The following is a 13049-nucleotide window of genomic DNA, read 5'->3' on the forward strand; positions in this document are numbered from 1 at the left end:
TCCCTCCCCAACCGGGCGGCATCTGCCCGGAAGCCTACTATCGCACCAAAACCCGAATCTTGGAACGATTCATTCCTTACGACCATCGCAAACAATGTCCGCGACCTCACGCTGTTCAATCTGCCCGTCGACATCAAGTCGAGGGGCTGTGATCTGGTGAAGTTGAAGGTCGCCGACGTCTACGCGGCTGGTCAGGTGAAGGAGCGCGCCTCGATCATCCAAAGCAAGACACCAAAGCCACACCGCTTCGAGATCACCGATGGAACGCGAAAATCGTCGTGTCCGCAGCATGGCGTTCCCTCGAAATGCTCAAGCGGTTAGGGCCGCTTGGGTAGCTTTGTGTCGGCTGCAGTCCCCGAACAACTGACAATAAAGCCATCGGCAGCAGCGGTACCCTCGTTGGCGGTCCGATAATTCCGCCATTACCTGATCAGCATGGAAATGATAATTATTTGGAGAGCCTTGTTTTCCACTCGGGTCGCAGCCATTTTTCTATCAGGCGACCCGATCCGGATCGCCACATCTCTGATGGAGAGAAAAATGAGTAGAGTCGTCATTGGCACTCTTCTCGCGACCTTCGTAGCCTTCTCCGCTCATGCCATGAGCACTGAGATCGATACCGACGGGGACGGAAAAGCATCCCTCGCTGAACTTCAAGCCGTGTTCCCCGAACTCTCCGAATTTCTGTTTCTGGAAATCGACACGGACGTCGATGGCTTCGTGAACGATGAAGAAATGATGATCGCGGTCGAGACCGAGATGCTGCCGGACATCGAGTCGGGCATTTAACACCAGTAGGTGGAGCACGTGCAATGCAGATGCATGAAAGGTTCAGAAGGGTCTTATGCCATGACAATCGAGACGCTTTTGAAGGATCCCAAGGTCAGCCGACGCATAATTGTGCCGACCGCACAGATTGGGCATGCCGGTGCCCCGTCGCACTGAGCCGCATCATCGATGTGACTCGCCACCGCATGACCATGGTCGAAGACAAGATGTCTCAAATGCGGGATTTTGCGAGCGGCGCCGCATAAAGTCTTCCACCCACCCGGGCCGGGGTGCTCGAAATCGAACATATCGACTTTGCGACATGAAACCAGCCAACCCTGAAGGGAACGAACATGAAGAACGATAAACACGGCAAACGCGGCAACAAGGAAGCCAAGAAGCCGAAGCAGGAGAAACCGAAGGTTTCGGCCACAGCAAACTCCCTTGCAAACAAGCCTGCTCTGGAGATCGGCGGCAAGAAGCTGAAGTAACCTAGGCAATGGCACTCACATGTGGCGAGTGCCATTGCATCATCAACCAGGCCACGCTCAACCGGAAGTTTTCAGAAGGAGAGTTTCCACCATGTTTACACCTCTCCACGACCGCGTTCTGGTTCGTCGTATCGAAGGCGACGAAAAGACGAAGGGTGGCCTGATCTTCCCCGATACCGCCAAGGAGAAGCCCTCTGAAGGCGAAATAATGGCCGTGGGCGCAGTCGCACGGAACGATGACGGCGACCGGATTGCCATGGACGTCAAGTATGGCGACAGAACCCTGTTCGGCAAATGGTCCGGCAGTGACATCAAGATCGACGGTGAAGACCTGATGATCATGAAGGAGAGCGACATTCTGGGCATGCTCGCCTGACCACCTCTGTCCTCCCCTTATTTTTAGGATTACCAACATGTCTGCAAAAGAAGTCAAATTTGGCGCGGATTCCCGTGGCCGCATGTTCAAGGGCATCAATACACTCGCCAATGCCGTCAAGGTGACGCTTGGCCCCAAGGGCCGCAATGTGGTTCTGGACAAATCCTGGGGTGCGCCACGAATCACGAAGGACGGTGTGACCGTCGCCAAGGAAATCACCCTGTCTGATCCGTTCGAGAACATGGGCGCGCAGATGGTCAAGGATGTCGCATCGCGCACCAATGACGAGGCTGGCGACGGCACGACCACCGCAACAGTTCTGGCGCAAGCCATCATCAAGGAAGGCATGAAATCGGTTGCCGCGGGAATGAACCCGATGGACCTCAAGCGTGGCATCGACAAGGCCGTGGCCGCAGTTGTCGCTGAGATCAAGGAGATGTCCCGTCCGGTTGGCGACACGGATGAGATCGCAAAGGTTGGCACGATATCGGCCAATGGCGAAACTGCGATTGGTCAACAGATCGCAGATGCGATGGCGAAAGTCGGCAATGAAGGCGTCATCACGATCGAGGAAAACAAGGGTCTCGAGACCGAGACCGAAGTTGTCGAAGGCATGCAGTTCGATCGTGGCTATCTCAGCCCGTATTTCGTCACCGAAGCCGAAAAAATGACAGCGAACCTCGAAGATTGTGTCATCCTGATGCACGACAAGAAACTGACCTCGCTGGCGCCAATGGTACCGTTGCTTGAGGCGGTCATGCAGGCTGACAAGCAGCTTTTGGTTGTTGCTGAAGATATCGATGGCGAAGCTCTCGCCATGCTCGTGGTCAACAAACTCCGTGGTGGCCTGAAGGTTGCAGGCGTCAAGGCCCCCGGTTTTGGGGATCGTCGCAAGGCGATGCTGGAAGATCTCGCCATCCTTACAGGTGGCCAGGTGATTGCCGAAGAACTTGGCGTCAAGCTCGAAAATGTCACTTTGGACATGCTCGGTGTCGCCAAGAAAATCACGATCACCAAGGACACAACGACCGTGATCGATGGGGCAGGTGACAAGGAAGCCATTGCTGCGCGGGTGGCCCAGATCCGCATGCAGATTGAAGACACGACATCGGACTACGACAAGGAAAAGCTGCAGGAACGTCTCGCGAAACTCGCAGGCGGGGTCGCCGTTATCAAGGTTGGCGGAGCGACCGAGATCGAAGTGAAGGAACGCAAGGACCGCGTCGATGACGCCTTGAACGCGACCCGTGCGGCCGTTCAGGAAGGTGTCGTTCCCGGCGGTGGCGTTGCCTTGGTTCATGCCGGCAAAGTGCTGGCCGATCTTACGGGTGACAACGCGGACCAGACGGCTGGCATCGCGATCATTCGCAAAGCCCTGCAGTCACCGCTGCGGCAGATCGCCGAGAATGCGGGCGTCGACGGATCGGTGGTTGCTGGCAAGATCGTCGAGAACGCCAGCAAGACGTTCGGGTACGATGCTCAGGCTGACACTTATGGCGACATGCTTAAGGCGGGCGTCATCGATCCCACGAAAGTTGTGCGGATTGCACTCCAATACGCAGCCTCTGTCGCAGGGTTGCTCGTGACAACCGAGGCGATGATTGCCGAACGGCCGACGAAATCGGGTAACAATGAAATGGCCGATATGGACAGCATGATGTAGGTGTTTACCCAAGGATGGCTTGTGGGCTCGGCCCGCATTCCATCCTAAGGTCAGGATTCATGTCGTGTGGTGCGTAAGCTTCGGGGATATCTCGACAGCGCAAGCCATTGTGATTGATGACGATAATCTCGCTCAACACCTGTTGTCATCGACCTGAGGCTTGCCGTGCGGCGTCGGAAAGACAGGGGCAAGTCTCGCTATCTGGCCATCGCCCGGCCAATATAGGTCGCTCATGTCACTGCTCCGTCGTCTGAGCAGTGCATCACGCAGCGCACTGAAATTCAATGAATCCTGATGCCAGGGTCTTTCGAATGTTGCGGGCGGTCACAATGGTACGGTTACGAAGGGCCGCCCGAGATAATGAATACCGACCAAGGATCACGGTTCACGTCCTGCGCCTGGACGGGCCGGCTGCGTCGAACCGGTGCGCAGATCTCGATGGATGGGAACGGCCGGAGATCATCTGGCGACATTCGGCATTGCCATCCGCGGAATCAGTCTGGAAGAAAGCGGCCAGGACCAGTCAAGGTTGCCCATTTCCAAGCGCAGGATAAAGCCGCTGCTGGCATTGTCAGGGCTCAGGCTGCAATGGTTGTCAAAACCCTTCGCTATGCGCGGCCCTTATTGGTTACGCCATCAGCGGCAGCGTGTGAGGCAGATTGAGCGATTTATACGACTGTGACAGGGAAAGATCTGCCTGATCGCCGTCTATGCCCTTTCAGGCGCAGCCGTCCCGAGGTTAGTGCGACACCGCAAGCTGCTCGAAGTGACCTCGCCCTTGCGCTTTTACTTTTCCCGTAACCGATCATCATGATGATTGAGAAACCATTGATAGGTCATCGAGATTCCGTCCTCCAGCCCGACAGACGCCGTCCAGCCCAGGCGGGTCAGCCGGCTGACATCCATCAATTTGCGAGGCGTGCCATCGGGTTTCGATGTGTCAAAAACTACACGTCCCGCAAACCCAATGACACGGGCTATCATTTCGGCCAGTTCGCGAATGGATACATCGACGCCCGAGCCTACGTTGAGGTGGCTCATCATTTCCTGCGTTTCTCTGCGGTAGGTTTCTGGCTCGAGATCCAGAACGAAGAGTGCGGCCTCTGCCATGTCGTCGACGTGCAGGAACTCTCGTCTTGGAGACCCGGATCCCCAGACGACGACTTCCTCTGCTTCTTCCTGCACCGCCTGATGGAAGCGCCTTATCAATGCGGGAAGAACATGCGAGTTTTCAGGATGGAAATTGTCGCCCGGCCCGTACAAGTTGGTCGGCATGATCGAGCGGTAATCGGTTCCGTATTGCCGGTTATAGCTTTCGCAAAGCTTGATGCCCGAGATCTTGGCAACTGCATAGGGTTCGTTTGTGGGTTCAAGAGGGCCGGTAAGCAACATGTCTTCGCTCATCGGCTGGGGTGCGAACTTGGGGTAGATACAGGAGCTGCCGAGTTGCAAAAGCTTTTGTACACCGGCTGCGTAAGCCTGATGGACAACGTTGCTCTGAATCATGAGGTTTTCGTATATGAACTGCGCGGGATAGAGATCGTTTGCAAGGATTCCGCCGACTTTTGCAGCCGCTAATATAACCGCGTCGGGACGTTCATCCTGAAAGAAACTTCGTACCGCAACCTGATCAGTCAGGTCGAGTTCCCCGTGGCTACGTGTAAGCGGGGTGACATCTTGTCCGGCCTGCTGACGTGCTTGCAATTTCCGTAGAATGGCGCTGCCTACCATTCCACCGTGACCAGCTACGAAAATCCGCATACTCAGCCCTTTTCCGGATATAGCATACTTATTTAGACTTAGTTTTTGCTCTGCGGTCAGGTCCGTATGAATAGGTTGAAACTAACCGTCCGAGGTATTTGACGCAATCGTGTCTCGCGGCATGGTTGTCCTGCCGCGATCGCACAAGGAACCCGGTCGCAGATTACGGGACGCGGGATAAACAGCCGATGAAAAAAGCTCTCATTACCGGTATTACAGGGCAAGACGGCTCTTATCTAGCGGAATTGCTGCTCGATAAAGGTTACGAAGTTCATGGCATCAAACGGCGGGCCTCGTTATTCAACACCCAACGGATTGATCATCTCTATCAGGATCCGCATGTGGACCACGCAAAGTTCAGGCTGCATTACGGCGATCTTAGCGATACCTCGAACTTGACGCGAATATTGTCAGAAGTGCAACCTGATGAGGTCTATAACCTTGGTGCGCAAAGTCACGTTGCAGTCAGCTTCGAGGCACCAGAATATACGGCTGACGTCGATGCGGTTGGCACGTTGAGGCTACTGGAGGCTATTCGCTTCTTGGGCTTGGAACGCAAAACGCGATTCTACCAGGCATCGACCTCGGAACTCTATGGCCTGGTGCGGGAAACGCCTCAAAGTGAGACCACTCCCTTCTACCCCCGTTCTCCCTATGCTGCGGCAAAGCTGTATGCATACTGGATCACCGTGAATTACCGTGAGGCTTATGGCCTCTTCGCATGCAACGGCATCCTGTTCAATCACGAGTCCCCCCGTCGTGGAGAAACCTTCGTAACCCGTAAGATAACCCGTGGACTTGCCAATATCGCTCAAGGGCTGGAAACCTGCCTCTACATCGGCAACATTGATGCGCTGCGCGATTGGGGCCATGCGAAAGACTATGTGCGCATGCAATGGTTGATGTTACAGCAAGAGCAACCGGATGATTTCGTGGTTGCGACGGGTCTGCAATATTCGGTTCGAGATTTCCTTGTCTGGTCGGCTGCAGAGCTGGGTGTATCGCTGGAATTCCGTGGCAGTGGAGTTGACGAAACCGCCGTGGTTGCCGACATAACGGGGCAAGCCGCACCGGGGGTTTCCGTTGGTGATGTGATCGTCCGCATCGACCCGCGTTACTTCCGCCCGACAGAGGTCGAGACACTGCTCGGAGACCCAACCAAGGCTAAGGAAAAGCTCGGATGGACACCCGAGATTTCCGCGCAGCAGATGTGCGCCGAAATGGTTGCAGAAGACCTGAAAGCAGCGCAGCGGCACGCCCTCCTGAAACGCCATGGGTACGACATCCCAATCTGCATTGAAGACTATTGAGTGCGGCCCGGCCGACCTGACTCGGTTCGTGGTTCACGCGTCCACCAGATCACCCTTTACACTTTCCGTTCACGCTGAGGGGGGTAGGGGGCGTGAACGTGTGTTTCAATTCGCAGTGAAGGGATCCGTCTCACAGACCGAGAGCACGAGCAGCCAGTCATCCTCCATTGATGCATCTGGCCGGACATCGATCCGGTTTGATCCCGCATGCAGACTCTCGAACGCTACATGAGAATGACCGGTTCTTGGGTCGTACCAGTCGCCGCAAATCGGCCCGTCAGCAAAGCCTTCGGGCGACACCTGGATCGACCGGACACGAGACATATAGATGACCGATAGTCGCCGATCCTGCGTTGCAGCGCATCTATTCCCGGACCGCTGGGAAAGAAAGCCGCAAAGCCCACGACTATCGTCAGCGCGCAGCTTCCACCAAGGAATGGATTCGAAAAATGCACGCATATGAGTCATGCTTTGGGCGCCGGGACTCGAAAGTTCTTCTTGCCACGCGCGGTCGGTTTCAAACAACTCTCGACCATTGAAATTCCAGATGGGGTTGTTTCCAAAAAAAGTCCCTGCAGCCCCGGCCACTACGGCGCCATAAGCCGCCTCGCGCAGCATCTGCGTCGTTGTCCCTCGTTCATTTTCATACAGGCTTTCGATCAAGATGACTGGCAGCCCATAGTCTCCGCGCAGATGCTCTTGCACTTTCCTGGCTGTATCCCCGTAGGTATAAGCCGTGTCTATATCGAGCCATGAGGCATCCTTCCACAGATCCGCAGTTACCGTATCGCGGTTCGAGTGAACGGTTTGCAGAGCGTCGGGGTCGGCGGCAGCGATGGCCTCCGCCATGGCATTGATAAGGGTCTTGTCCGGCGCGTCCCAGTCTCCGCCATGTGTCCAGATGATATTGTCGAGATCGGCAAAGCGCCTCACGACGAAGTCAGCATATACTGATAAACTTTCGGGTCCGTTTTCGACCATTTCCCTGTACCAGCCATCCGAACCATAGTTCACGCCAATATATGACGGCGCAAGGAACACCACAAAGCCGAGAGCTTGGGCACGTTCCAAGACATCGTGCGCATGATTGAAGTAGGCGGCATCGGGCTGATCGAAACTATCCGGTTTCGTAAAAGGCGGATCCCCATAGATATTGTTCGGCGGATTAGAACTGTAGTGATGTTCGATGAGGCTGACGAGAAGCGCATTGAAGCCTCGCGCTTTTCGATCTTGCAGGTAGTGTTCGGCCTCGTCCAGTGTCAACTCGGCAATCAGTGACCACGCGGCATCGCCGTTTATAAAGAACGGCCGGCCATTCTTGTCTACAAGGTGCGTCTTGTCTGCTGAAACGGCCAACGAAAACCTCGTTGGCATCGTTTCCTCGTTACCGGAGGCCGCCATCGCGAGCATCCCGCATAAACAAGCTGGTATCACGCTTCGGATCAGCAGGATTGCGAAGGATGTCATTGCGCACCCGGTTGGTCCAATCCGCTCGCCTTGTTCGCCAAGTTGTAGCGACGATAGACCACATGCGACGGGCGCCCGATCAGATGTTTTTCCACTCCATCGTACAGTGCGCGTTCATAGATGGCGAGCGCTCCATCGATAGCAGAAACAGCGGCACTGATATCGCTTTCGGCGTGACTGTAGCTTACGGTCAAGGACGGGGCGATAATTCCCCTGCGAATGGTTTCTTGCAGGAACAAGGACCGAAAGGCTTGTGATGATGCCCCGTCGGCGTCGAGCGTTTGGAACGCAAGGCAGCAGTCCCGTCCGACGATTTTGACGAAATCGCCCATTCCTCGTCGTGCAATGGCGGCTTCCGTTTCCCGTCGCAACAGCGCACCCATTGCGTAAAGGTGTTCGATGACCGGCTCATCCTGATAGACCCGCATCGTCTCTGTCGCGGCGACGAGTGCATGGGTTTCGGCGCCATGGGTCGTCGACAGCAGGAAAACACGCGGCCTGTCGTCATGCTCCAAACCACCCAGCCGCATGATATCGCGCTTCCCGCACAGGGCCGAAACTGAGAATCCGTTGGCCATCGCTTTGCCAAAACATGACAGGTCGGGTTTTACCCCGTAGAGTCCCTGTCCCCCGTGTAGATCCCAACGGAATCCCGTGATCATCTCGTCGAGAACGAACAACGCGCCATGTTCATGGGCAAGCTCGCGCAATGCAGCAAGATATCCGGTTGGCGGATCGTCGCCTCGCGATGGTTCCAGGATAACAGCGGCGATTTCGCCCGGATGATCGTCGAACAGTGCCCTGGCATCCTCGAGATCGCCGTAGCGAAACGACAAGGTGAGCGCTTTTATCGCTTCGGGCACACCTGAATTGACGGGCGTAGTACCGATGAACCAGTCATCCGTTGAAAAAAACGGGTGATCTCCGCATATAGCGATTCTCTCACGGCCCGTATATGCTCTGGCAAGCCGCATGGCGCCGGAGGTCGCGTCCGACCCGTTTTTGCAAAACTTAACCATCTCGGCCGTAGGGATGGATTCAAGGAAGATCTCTGCACATTCGATCTCGTACGGGGTTGGACGGGTGAAGTTACAACCGATATCCAGCGCCTTACGCGCCGCGTTGGTGACACGCTCGAAACAGTGCCCCAGGCCGATGGCGCGATTGCCCAGGCCGAACTCTATATATTCGTGCCCGTCGACGTCCCAGACATGGCAGCCTTGGCCTTTCGCCAGGAAACCGGGTGCAAGAACCGGATACTGGTCGTCACCCTTGGCGTAGGTATGGGCCCCGCCGGGAATGATTTCATGCGCACGTCGCTGAAGCTTTCGCGACATTTGATAGCGTCGGTCATCAGCTGGCTTAGCGTCGTTTCCGGAACCGCGAACGCGCGAAATTTCTTCCATTTGCATGTGTCACTACTCCGTCAAGTCTGTCGCAGCATGCCAGCGGGTCGCGCGTTGATCCAATCGCCCCAATCGACGCAATGCATCATCGAAAGTGGTAGATTGTGACGTTTCAAGTGCGTGCGCGAATTCTGCGCAAGGTGTTCTTGATTGGCGTCGGAAGGTAGGTTCTAAGTCCAGGTCGCAGGCCTAGCGGAAATCTCCAGCCGGCCAGAGAGAGAGATGGCCGAATCCGAGGCGGATTGGCGCGTAGTGTAAATATTAGTCTCGCGTAGTCTGCGCCCATTCTATCCGCACGATAGTGACTTCGGGCTTTTTCAATTGCAGATGCTGAAAGCCCGTCGCACCAGACCGGGTTCGCAGCAAGCGTGTCCAGGCACCGCGCGGCAGCTTGGCAATCACCGACAGGAAACAGCAAACCATCGCGGCGGTCGTCGATGATTGTATCAGTAACGCCTCGGATGTACGACGCGACGGGAATACATCCTGCGGACATCCCCTCGATCAGCGACATCGGCAGACCTTCATATCGCGAAGGCATTATCAGAGCATCGTGGTCCGCCAAGACCTGTGGAACCTTCGAAGACGGAAGCGCGCCAAGAAAAGTAACCTGGTATGGCTTCGTAGCGAGGCTCCGCCTCAATCGGTCCATGTCCGGTCCGTCGCCCGCGACTGTCAGCGACACAGGCTGGGTGACGTTATCGAAAATCCGGGGCAGCCACAAAACGCCTTTCGATGCATCTTCAATTCGACCCAGATACAGAACCCGCAGGGTGTCTTGCTCGCTTCTACGTTCCGATCGCATCGATTGCTCGTGCAACGTCACCGCGTTTTCGATCACGTGGATACGTGATTGATCAAATCCGTAATGGTTAAGCAGGTCATCCTTTGCACGCTGGCTCACGCAGACCGTGGCATGAACGTGATCGCGTATTGCACGGGCCGCTGCATAAGTACCCGGTGTCATATTATGAACGATCATGATCCGAAGCAGCGATGCAGGCAGGTAGCGCACCAGGTTGGTGGACACCCGGTCGGACAGGACATTTACCATGACGCCGTCACAGTGCACGGCTGATATAGCCTCCGCAATTGCCCATGCCTGAGCCGCCTGCCTGGTATCTTCCGTTGGCGCAATGGGCACACCACAATCCAGTAAGGGCGCAAGGCTTGCGTTTTCCTCCAGTTCCAATCGATTGACCGATCCTATCCAGATCAGTTCGATTCCGTGCCGCGCCAACGTGGCTCGTAGCTGCAGGAAAACCGAGAATGTGCCGCCAAGATGTGGCAGAACGAAGAATGCGAATTTCACGGTATCTTCTGCCTCCTTCTCCGCTCGATGATTCCTGCTCTCAAAGCCGGTCAGTCGAATTCTATCCGTGCGAGCCGGTCGAAGCATTGACGCATTGGAAGAAGTTCTAATCCGTTTGACTGCGCCTTGACCCCTTCGATGCTTCGCAACCATCGAATGGCGGTATTTCGCGTGGTGTTTCCTTGACGCAGTTTACCAGGTGTGTGCCGCATAAAGATGCCCGGTGCGGCACACACGATCAGGAGGCCGAATGTGAAGATCGCACTTCTCGGACAGTTCGGATCCGGTAATTTCGGCAATGATGGATCGCTGGAGGCGATGGTCGGGGTCCTGAAACGAGAATGCCCATCGCCCGATCTGATCTGCATATGCAGCAATCCTGATGTCGTTCGGGAACGGCTCGGCATCGAAGCGATCTCAATTAGCGCGACGGCACCGCGGTCGCGCCTGTTCAGCGTTCTTGATCGCGTCGCGCTCGGGGTGCCCGGCAAGCTTCGTACATTGTTGGCAGCGTGGTACGGCTGCAAGGGTGTCGACGCAGTCATCATTCCGGGCACGGGAATCCTTGATGATTTCCAGGATCATGCTTTTGGCTGGCCTTATGTGTTGCTGCGGTGGTGTGTAGCCGCACGCCTTCGCGGCGCAAGCTTGGCCCTTGTGAGCATAGGTGCCGGCCCCATACATGGACGGTTAAGCCGCTGGTTCCTGACCAGGGCAGCAAAACTCAGCACATATCGTTCCTATCGAGACGACAGGTCCAGAAGCTTCATGAGCTCCATCGGCGTCAAGGTTTCCAATGATCCCGTTTATCCGGATCTGGCCTTCAGCCTCCCATCCCCCGAATCCGTGACTGCGGGACCGCCGACAATATGTCTGGGTCTGATGACTTATTGCGGCTGGCGCAAAGGTGCTCCGCAGAGTCGGTCCACCTTTGATGAATATCTGGATAAGATAGAGGTGCTGGTCGGCGGTCTGGTTGCGAAGGGTTGGAGAGTGCGCCTACTCGGTGGCGACGCCAGTGATATCGAAGCCCTGGAGGCCACGCTTGAGCGTGTCGATAGGTCCGGGGAGCTCCGCCAACAAGGTATCATCACAGCACCGCAACATTGTTCACTCATGGGAATCAAGTCTTTGATATCAGATTGCGATGCGGTGATAGCGACAAGGTTTCACAATGTGGTTTGCGCGTTATCCATGATGAAACCAACGCTTTCCATTGGGTACGCAGACAAGAATGACGTCGTGCTAGAACGCGCGGGCCTGGGATCGTACTGCCATCATATCGAGACGTTCGAGCCCAAGGATATTCTGTCGGGGCTGGATGACCTGTTGGCGGAGCGCGAGCAGGTGGTTTGGCATATCAGCCGGTTTCTGCAGGAGGCGCAAGCGGACTTGAGCGAACAGGAAGAACACTTGTACGCCATGCTCGGGCTGGTCCCCGCGCCCGCGAAGCGAACACACCCCTCTGTCGAGAATGCGCACTGTTCTCTTTAGTTGCCTGGTCTCGCAATCCGGCGAAACAGCGCGTCAACACCCGATCTGATACGTGCCCGGCGATCAGGGCGCCCTAGCAGGTAGGTGAAAGGGGGAATGACTCCGGATAGCGGGCGCCGACCCAGCGCAAACCGCATCAGATCTGCTGCGCCCTGATCGCCGCGCGACCATGTCGAGATGGCCGACCAATATGCGCGCGACGTAAAGGCATGTTGTGCCTTCCTGTGCAGACGTGCCGAATCCTGCATCGCCGCACCTTCATGCGTGAAGAAGCAGTTCGCAGCTGCCTCAGTGTGGACGATATGGGCTAACTGGTATTGCTGAAGCGGCCCGGAGCGCCGCATCGGGTGTTGGCGGTCAATGGCCTGGGTGTTTTCAAGCGCTGCCACGTCGCCGAGCAGGGCAAGTCGCAGCCAGAGATCATAATCGTCGCTATGGGGTAGTTCTTCTCGATAGTATCCTGCTGCCTTCTGACTGGATGTTCTGACGATAAGTGTGGCCCCCGATAACTGGAAAACCCCCAGTCTGCAGAAGGATGCTATGAGATCCCGCCCGGAGATGCGTCTCCACTCCGCGCGTTCAGCGGCAATACCATCGGGCAATACAAAATCGTCCGAGGTGACAGGCAGGTCACGGCCATGACAGAAGACAATTGCGGGATCGCTATCCAGAACCTCCCCCGCCCGACGAAGCGCACCCGGCATCAGCATATCGTCTGAACAAAGGATAAGGAAATAGTCGGATCTGGCCCAGTCTATGCCTTCATTGAATGAGGCATGAGGCCCGAGGTTTCGATCTCTAAGCCGGATTTCTACCCGTGAATCTGCATTCGCGAGTGTTTTGGCTATCTGGCTGCTTTCATCGGTTGAAGCGTTGTCTATAATCAGAACGCGAAGATCACTAACATCCTGCGAGAGCACACTTTCAACACACGCACGCAGATAGCGTCCGTAGTTATAGTTGGGAATGACGATATCGAAGCTCGACATGGTTGATCCTTC

General features: G+C 55.9%; 11 protein-coding genes and 1 pseudogene. 7 read left to right on the forward strand and 5 right to left on the reverse strand.

Annotation, left to right across the window (positions count from 1 at the left end; genetic code table 11):
- Nucleotides 1–39 precede the first annotated feature (39 nt).
- The 5 genes and pseudogenes from FPZ52_RS19250 to groL all read left to right on the forward strand — a co-directional run.
- Nucleotides 40–276 (forward strand): annotated as a pseudogene (locus FPZ52_RS19250) (integrase); the annotation flags it as partial.
- 264 nt (nt 277–540) lie between these two features.
- On the forward strand, nt 541–789 hold the full coding sequence (locus tag FPZ52_RS12170) for an EF-hand domain-containing protein (protein ID WP_146365878.1): 249 nt from the start codon (nt 541–543) through the stop codon (nt 787–789).
- A 332-nt stretch (nt 790–1121) separates the two neighbouring features.
- On the forward strand, nt 1122–1259 hold the full coding sequence (locus FPZ52_RS18960) for a hypothetical protein (protein WP_168201342.1): 138 nt from the start codon (nt 1122–1124) through the stop codon (nt 1257–1259).
- Nucleotides 1260–1350: 91 nt separating this feature from the next.
- The gene (locus FPZ52_RS12175; protein WP_146365879.1) at nt 1351–1635 is read left to right on the forward strand and encodes a co-chaperone GroES; all 285 of its coding nucleotides are present in this window, start codon (nt 1351–1353) and stop codon (nt 1633–1635) included.
- A gap of 37 nt (nt 1636–1672) precedes the next feature.
- A complete protein-coding gene (gene groL, locus FPZ52_RS12180) occupies nt 1673–3298 on the forward strand; it encodes a chaperonin GroEL (protein ID WP_146365880.1) in 1626 nt (541 codons plus the stop codon).
- 786 nt (nt 3299–4084) lie between these two features.
- Here groL and fcl read toward each other — a convergent pair.
- Nucleotides 4085–5059 (reverse strand): GDP-L-fucose synthase, encoded by a 975-nt coding sequence (gene fcl, locus FPZ52_RS12185; protein WP_146365881.1) that lies wholly within the window; start codon nt 5057–5059, stop codon nt 4085–4087.
- 188 nt (nt 5060–5247) lie between these two features.
- Between fcl and gmd the strand changes: the two genes are divergently transcribed.
- Nucleotides 5248–6369, forward strand: a complete 1122-nt coding sequence (gmd, locus tag FPZ52_RS12190) for a GDP-mannose 4,6-dehydratase (protein ID WP_146365882.1) — start codon at nt 5248–5250, stop codon at nt 6367–6369.
- A gap of 105 nt (nt 6370–6474) precedes the next feature.
- Here gmd and FPZ52_RS12195 read toward each other — a convergent pair whose 3' ends face one another.
- The 3 genes from FPZ52_RS12195 to FPZ52_RS12205 form a co-directional block, all read right to left on the reverse strand.
- Nucleotides 6475–7743, reverse strand: coding sequence for a glycoside hydrolase family 140 protein (locus FPZ52_RS12195; protein ID WP_168201343.1), 1269 nt, complete (start codon nt 7741–7743; stop codon nt 6475–6477).
- Nucleotides 7744–7832: 89 nt separating this feature from the next.
- Nucleotides 7833–9242 carry a glutamate-1-semialdehyde 2,1-aminomutase gene (locus FPZ52_RS12200; RefSeq protein ID WP_146366119.1) on the reverse strand — a complete coding sequence of 470 codons (1410 nt, stop codon included), beginning with the start codon at nt 9240–9242 and terminating at the stop codon, nt 7833–7835.
- A gap of 112 nt (nt 9243–9354) precedes the next feature.
- The gene (locus tag FPZ52_RS12205) at nt 9355–10554 is read right to left on the reverse strand and encodes a glycosyltransferase family 4 protein (protein WP_168201344.1); all 1200 of its coding nucleotides are present in this window, start codon (nt 10552–10554) and stop codon (nt 9355–9357) included.
- Nucleotides 10555–10806: 252 nt separating this feature from the next.
- On the opposite strand from FPZ52_RS12205, the gene FPZ52_RS12210 reads away from it, so the two are divergent.
- The gene (locus tag FPZ52_RS12210; protein WP_168201345.1) at nt 10807–12048 is read left to right on the forward strand and encodes a polysaccharide pyruvyl transferase family protein; all 1242 of its coding nucleotides are present in this window, start codon (nt 10807–10809) and stop codon (nt 12046–12048) included.
- On the opposite strand, the gene FPZ52_RS12215 is transcribed toward FPZ52_RS12210, so the two are convergent.
- Entirely contained in the window at nt 12045–13037 is a 993-nt protein-coding gene (locus FPZ52_RS12215; RefSeq protein WP_146365886.1) for a glycosyltransferase family A protein, read from the reverse strand. The two genes, FPZ52_RS12210 and FPZ52_RS12215, sit on opposite strands and share 4 nt — an antisense overlap.
- Nucleotides 13038–13049 lie beyond the last annotated feature (12 nt).

It is taken from the genome of Qingshengfaniella alkalisoli, from assembly GCF_007855645.1.
In the GTDB taxonomy this organism is placed as follows: domain Bacteria; phylum Pseudomonadota; class Alphaproteobacteria; order Rhodobacterales; family Rhodobacteraceae; genus Qingshengfaniella; species Qingshengfaniella alkalisoli.

Coding starts and splice junctions, on each gene's coding strand:
- FPZ52_RS12170 (WP_146365878.1), top strand. CDS start 541: ATGAGTAGAGTCGTCATTGGCACTCTTCTCGCGACCTTCGTAGCCTTC.
- gmd (WP_146365882.1), top strand. CDS start 5,248: ATGAAAAAAGCTCTCATTACCGGTATTACAGGGCAAGACGGCTCTTAT.
- groL (WP_146365880.1), top strand. CDS start 1,673: ATGTCTGCAAAAGAAGTCAAATTTGGCGCGGATTCCCGTGGCCGCATG.
- FPZ52_RS12175 (WP_146365879.1), top strand. CDS start 1,351: ATGTTTACACCTCTCCACGACCGCGTTCTGGTTCGTCGTATCGAAGGC.
- FPZ52_RS12215 (WP_146365886.1), bottom strand. CDS start 13,037: ATGTCGAGCTTCGATATCGTCATTCCCAACTATAACTACGGACGCTAT.
- FPZ52_RS12195 (WP_168201343.1), bottom strand. CDS start 7,743: ATGCCAACGAGGTTTTCGTTGGCCGTTTCAGCAGACAAGACGCACCTT.
- FPZ52_RS12200 (WP_146366119.1), bottom strand. CDS start 9,242: ATGGAAGAAATTTCGCGCGTTCGCGGTTCCGGAAACGACGCTAAGCCA.
- fcl (WP_146365881.1), bottom strand. CDS start 5,059: ATGCGGATTTTCGTAGCTGGTCACGGTGGAATGGTAGGCAGCGCCATT.
- FPZ52_RS18960 (WP_168201342.1), top strand. CDS start 1,122: ATGAAGAACGATAAACACGGCAAACGCGGCAACAAGGAAGCCAAGAAG.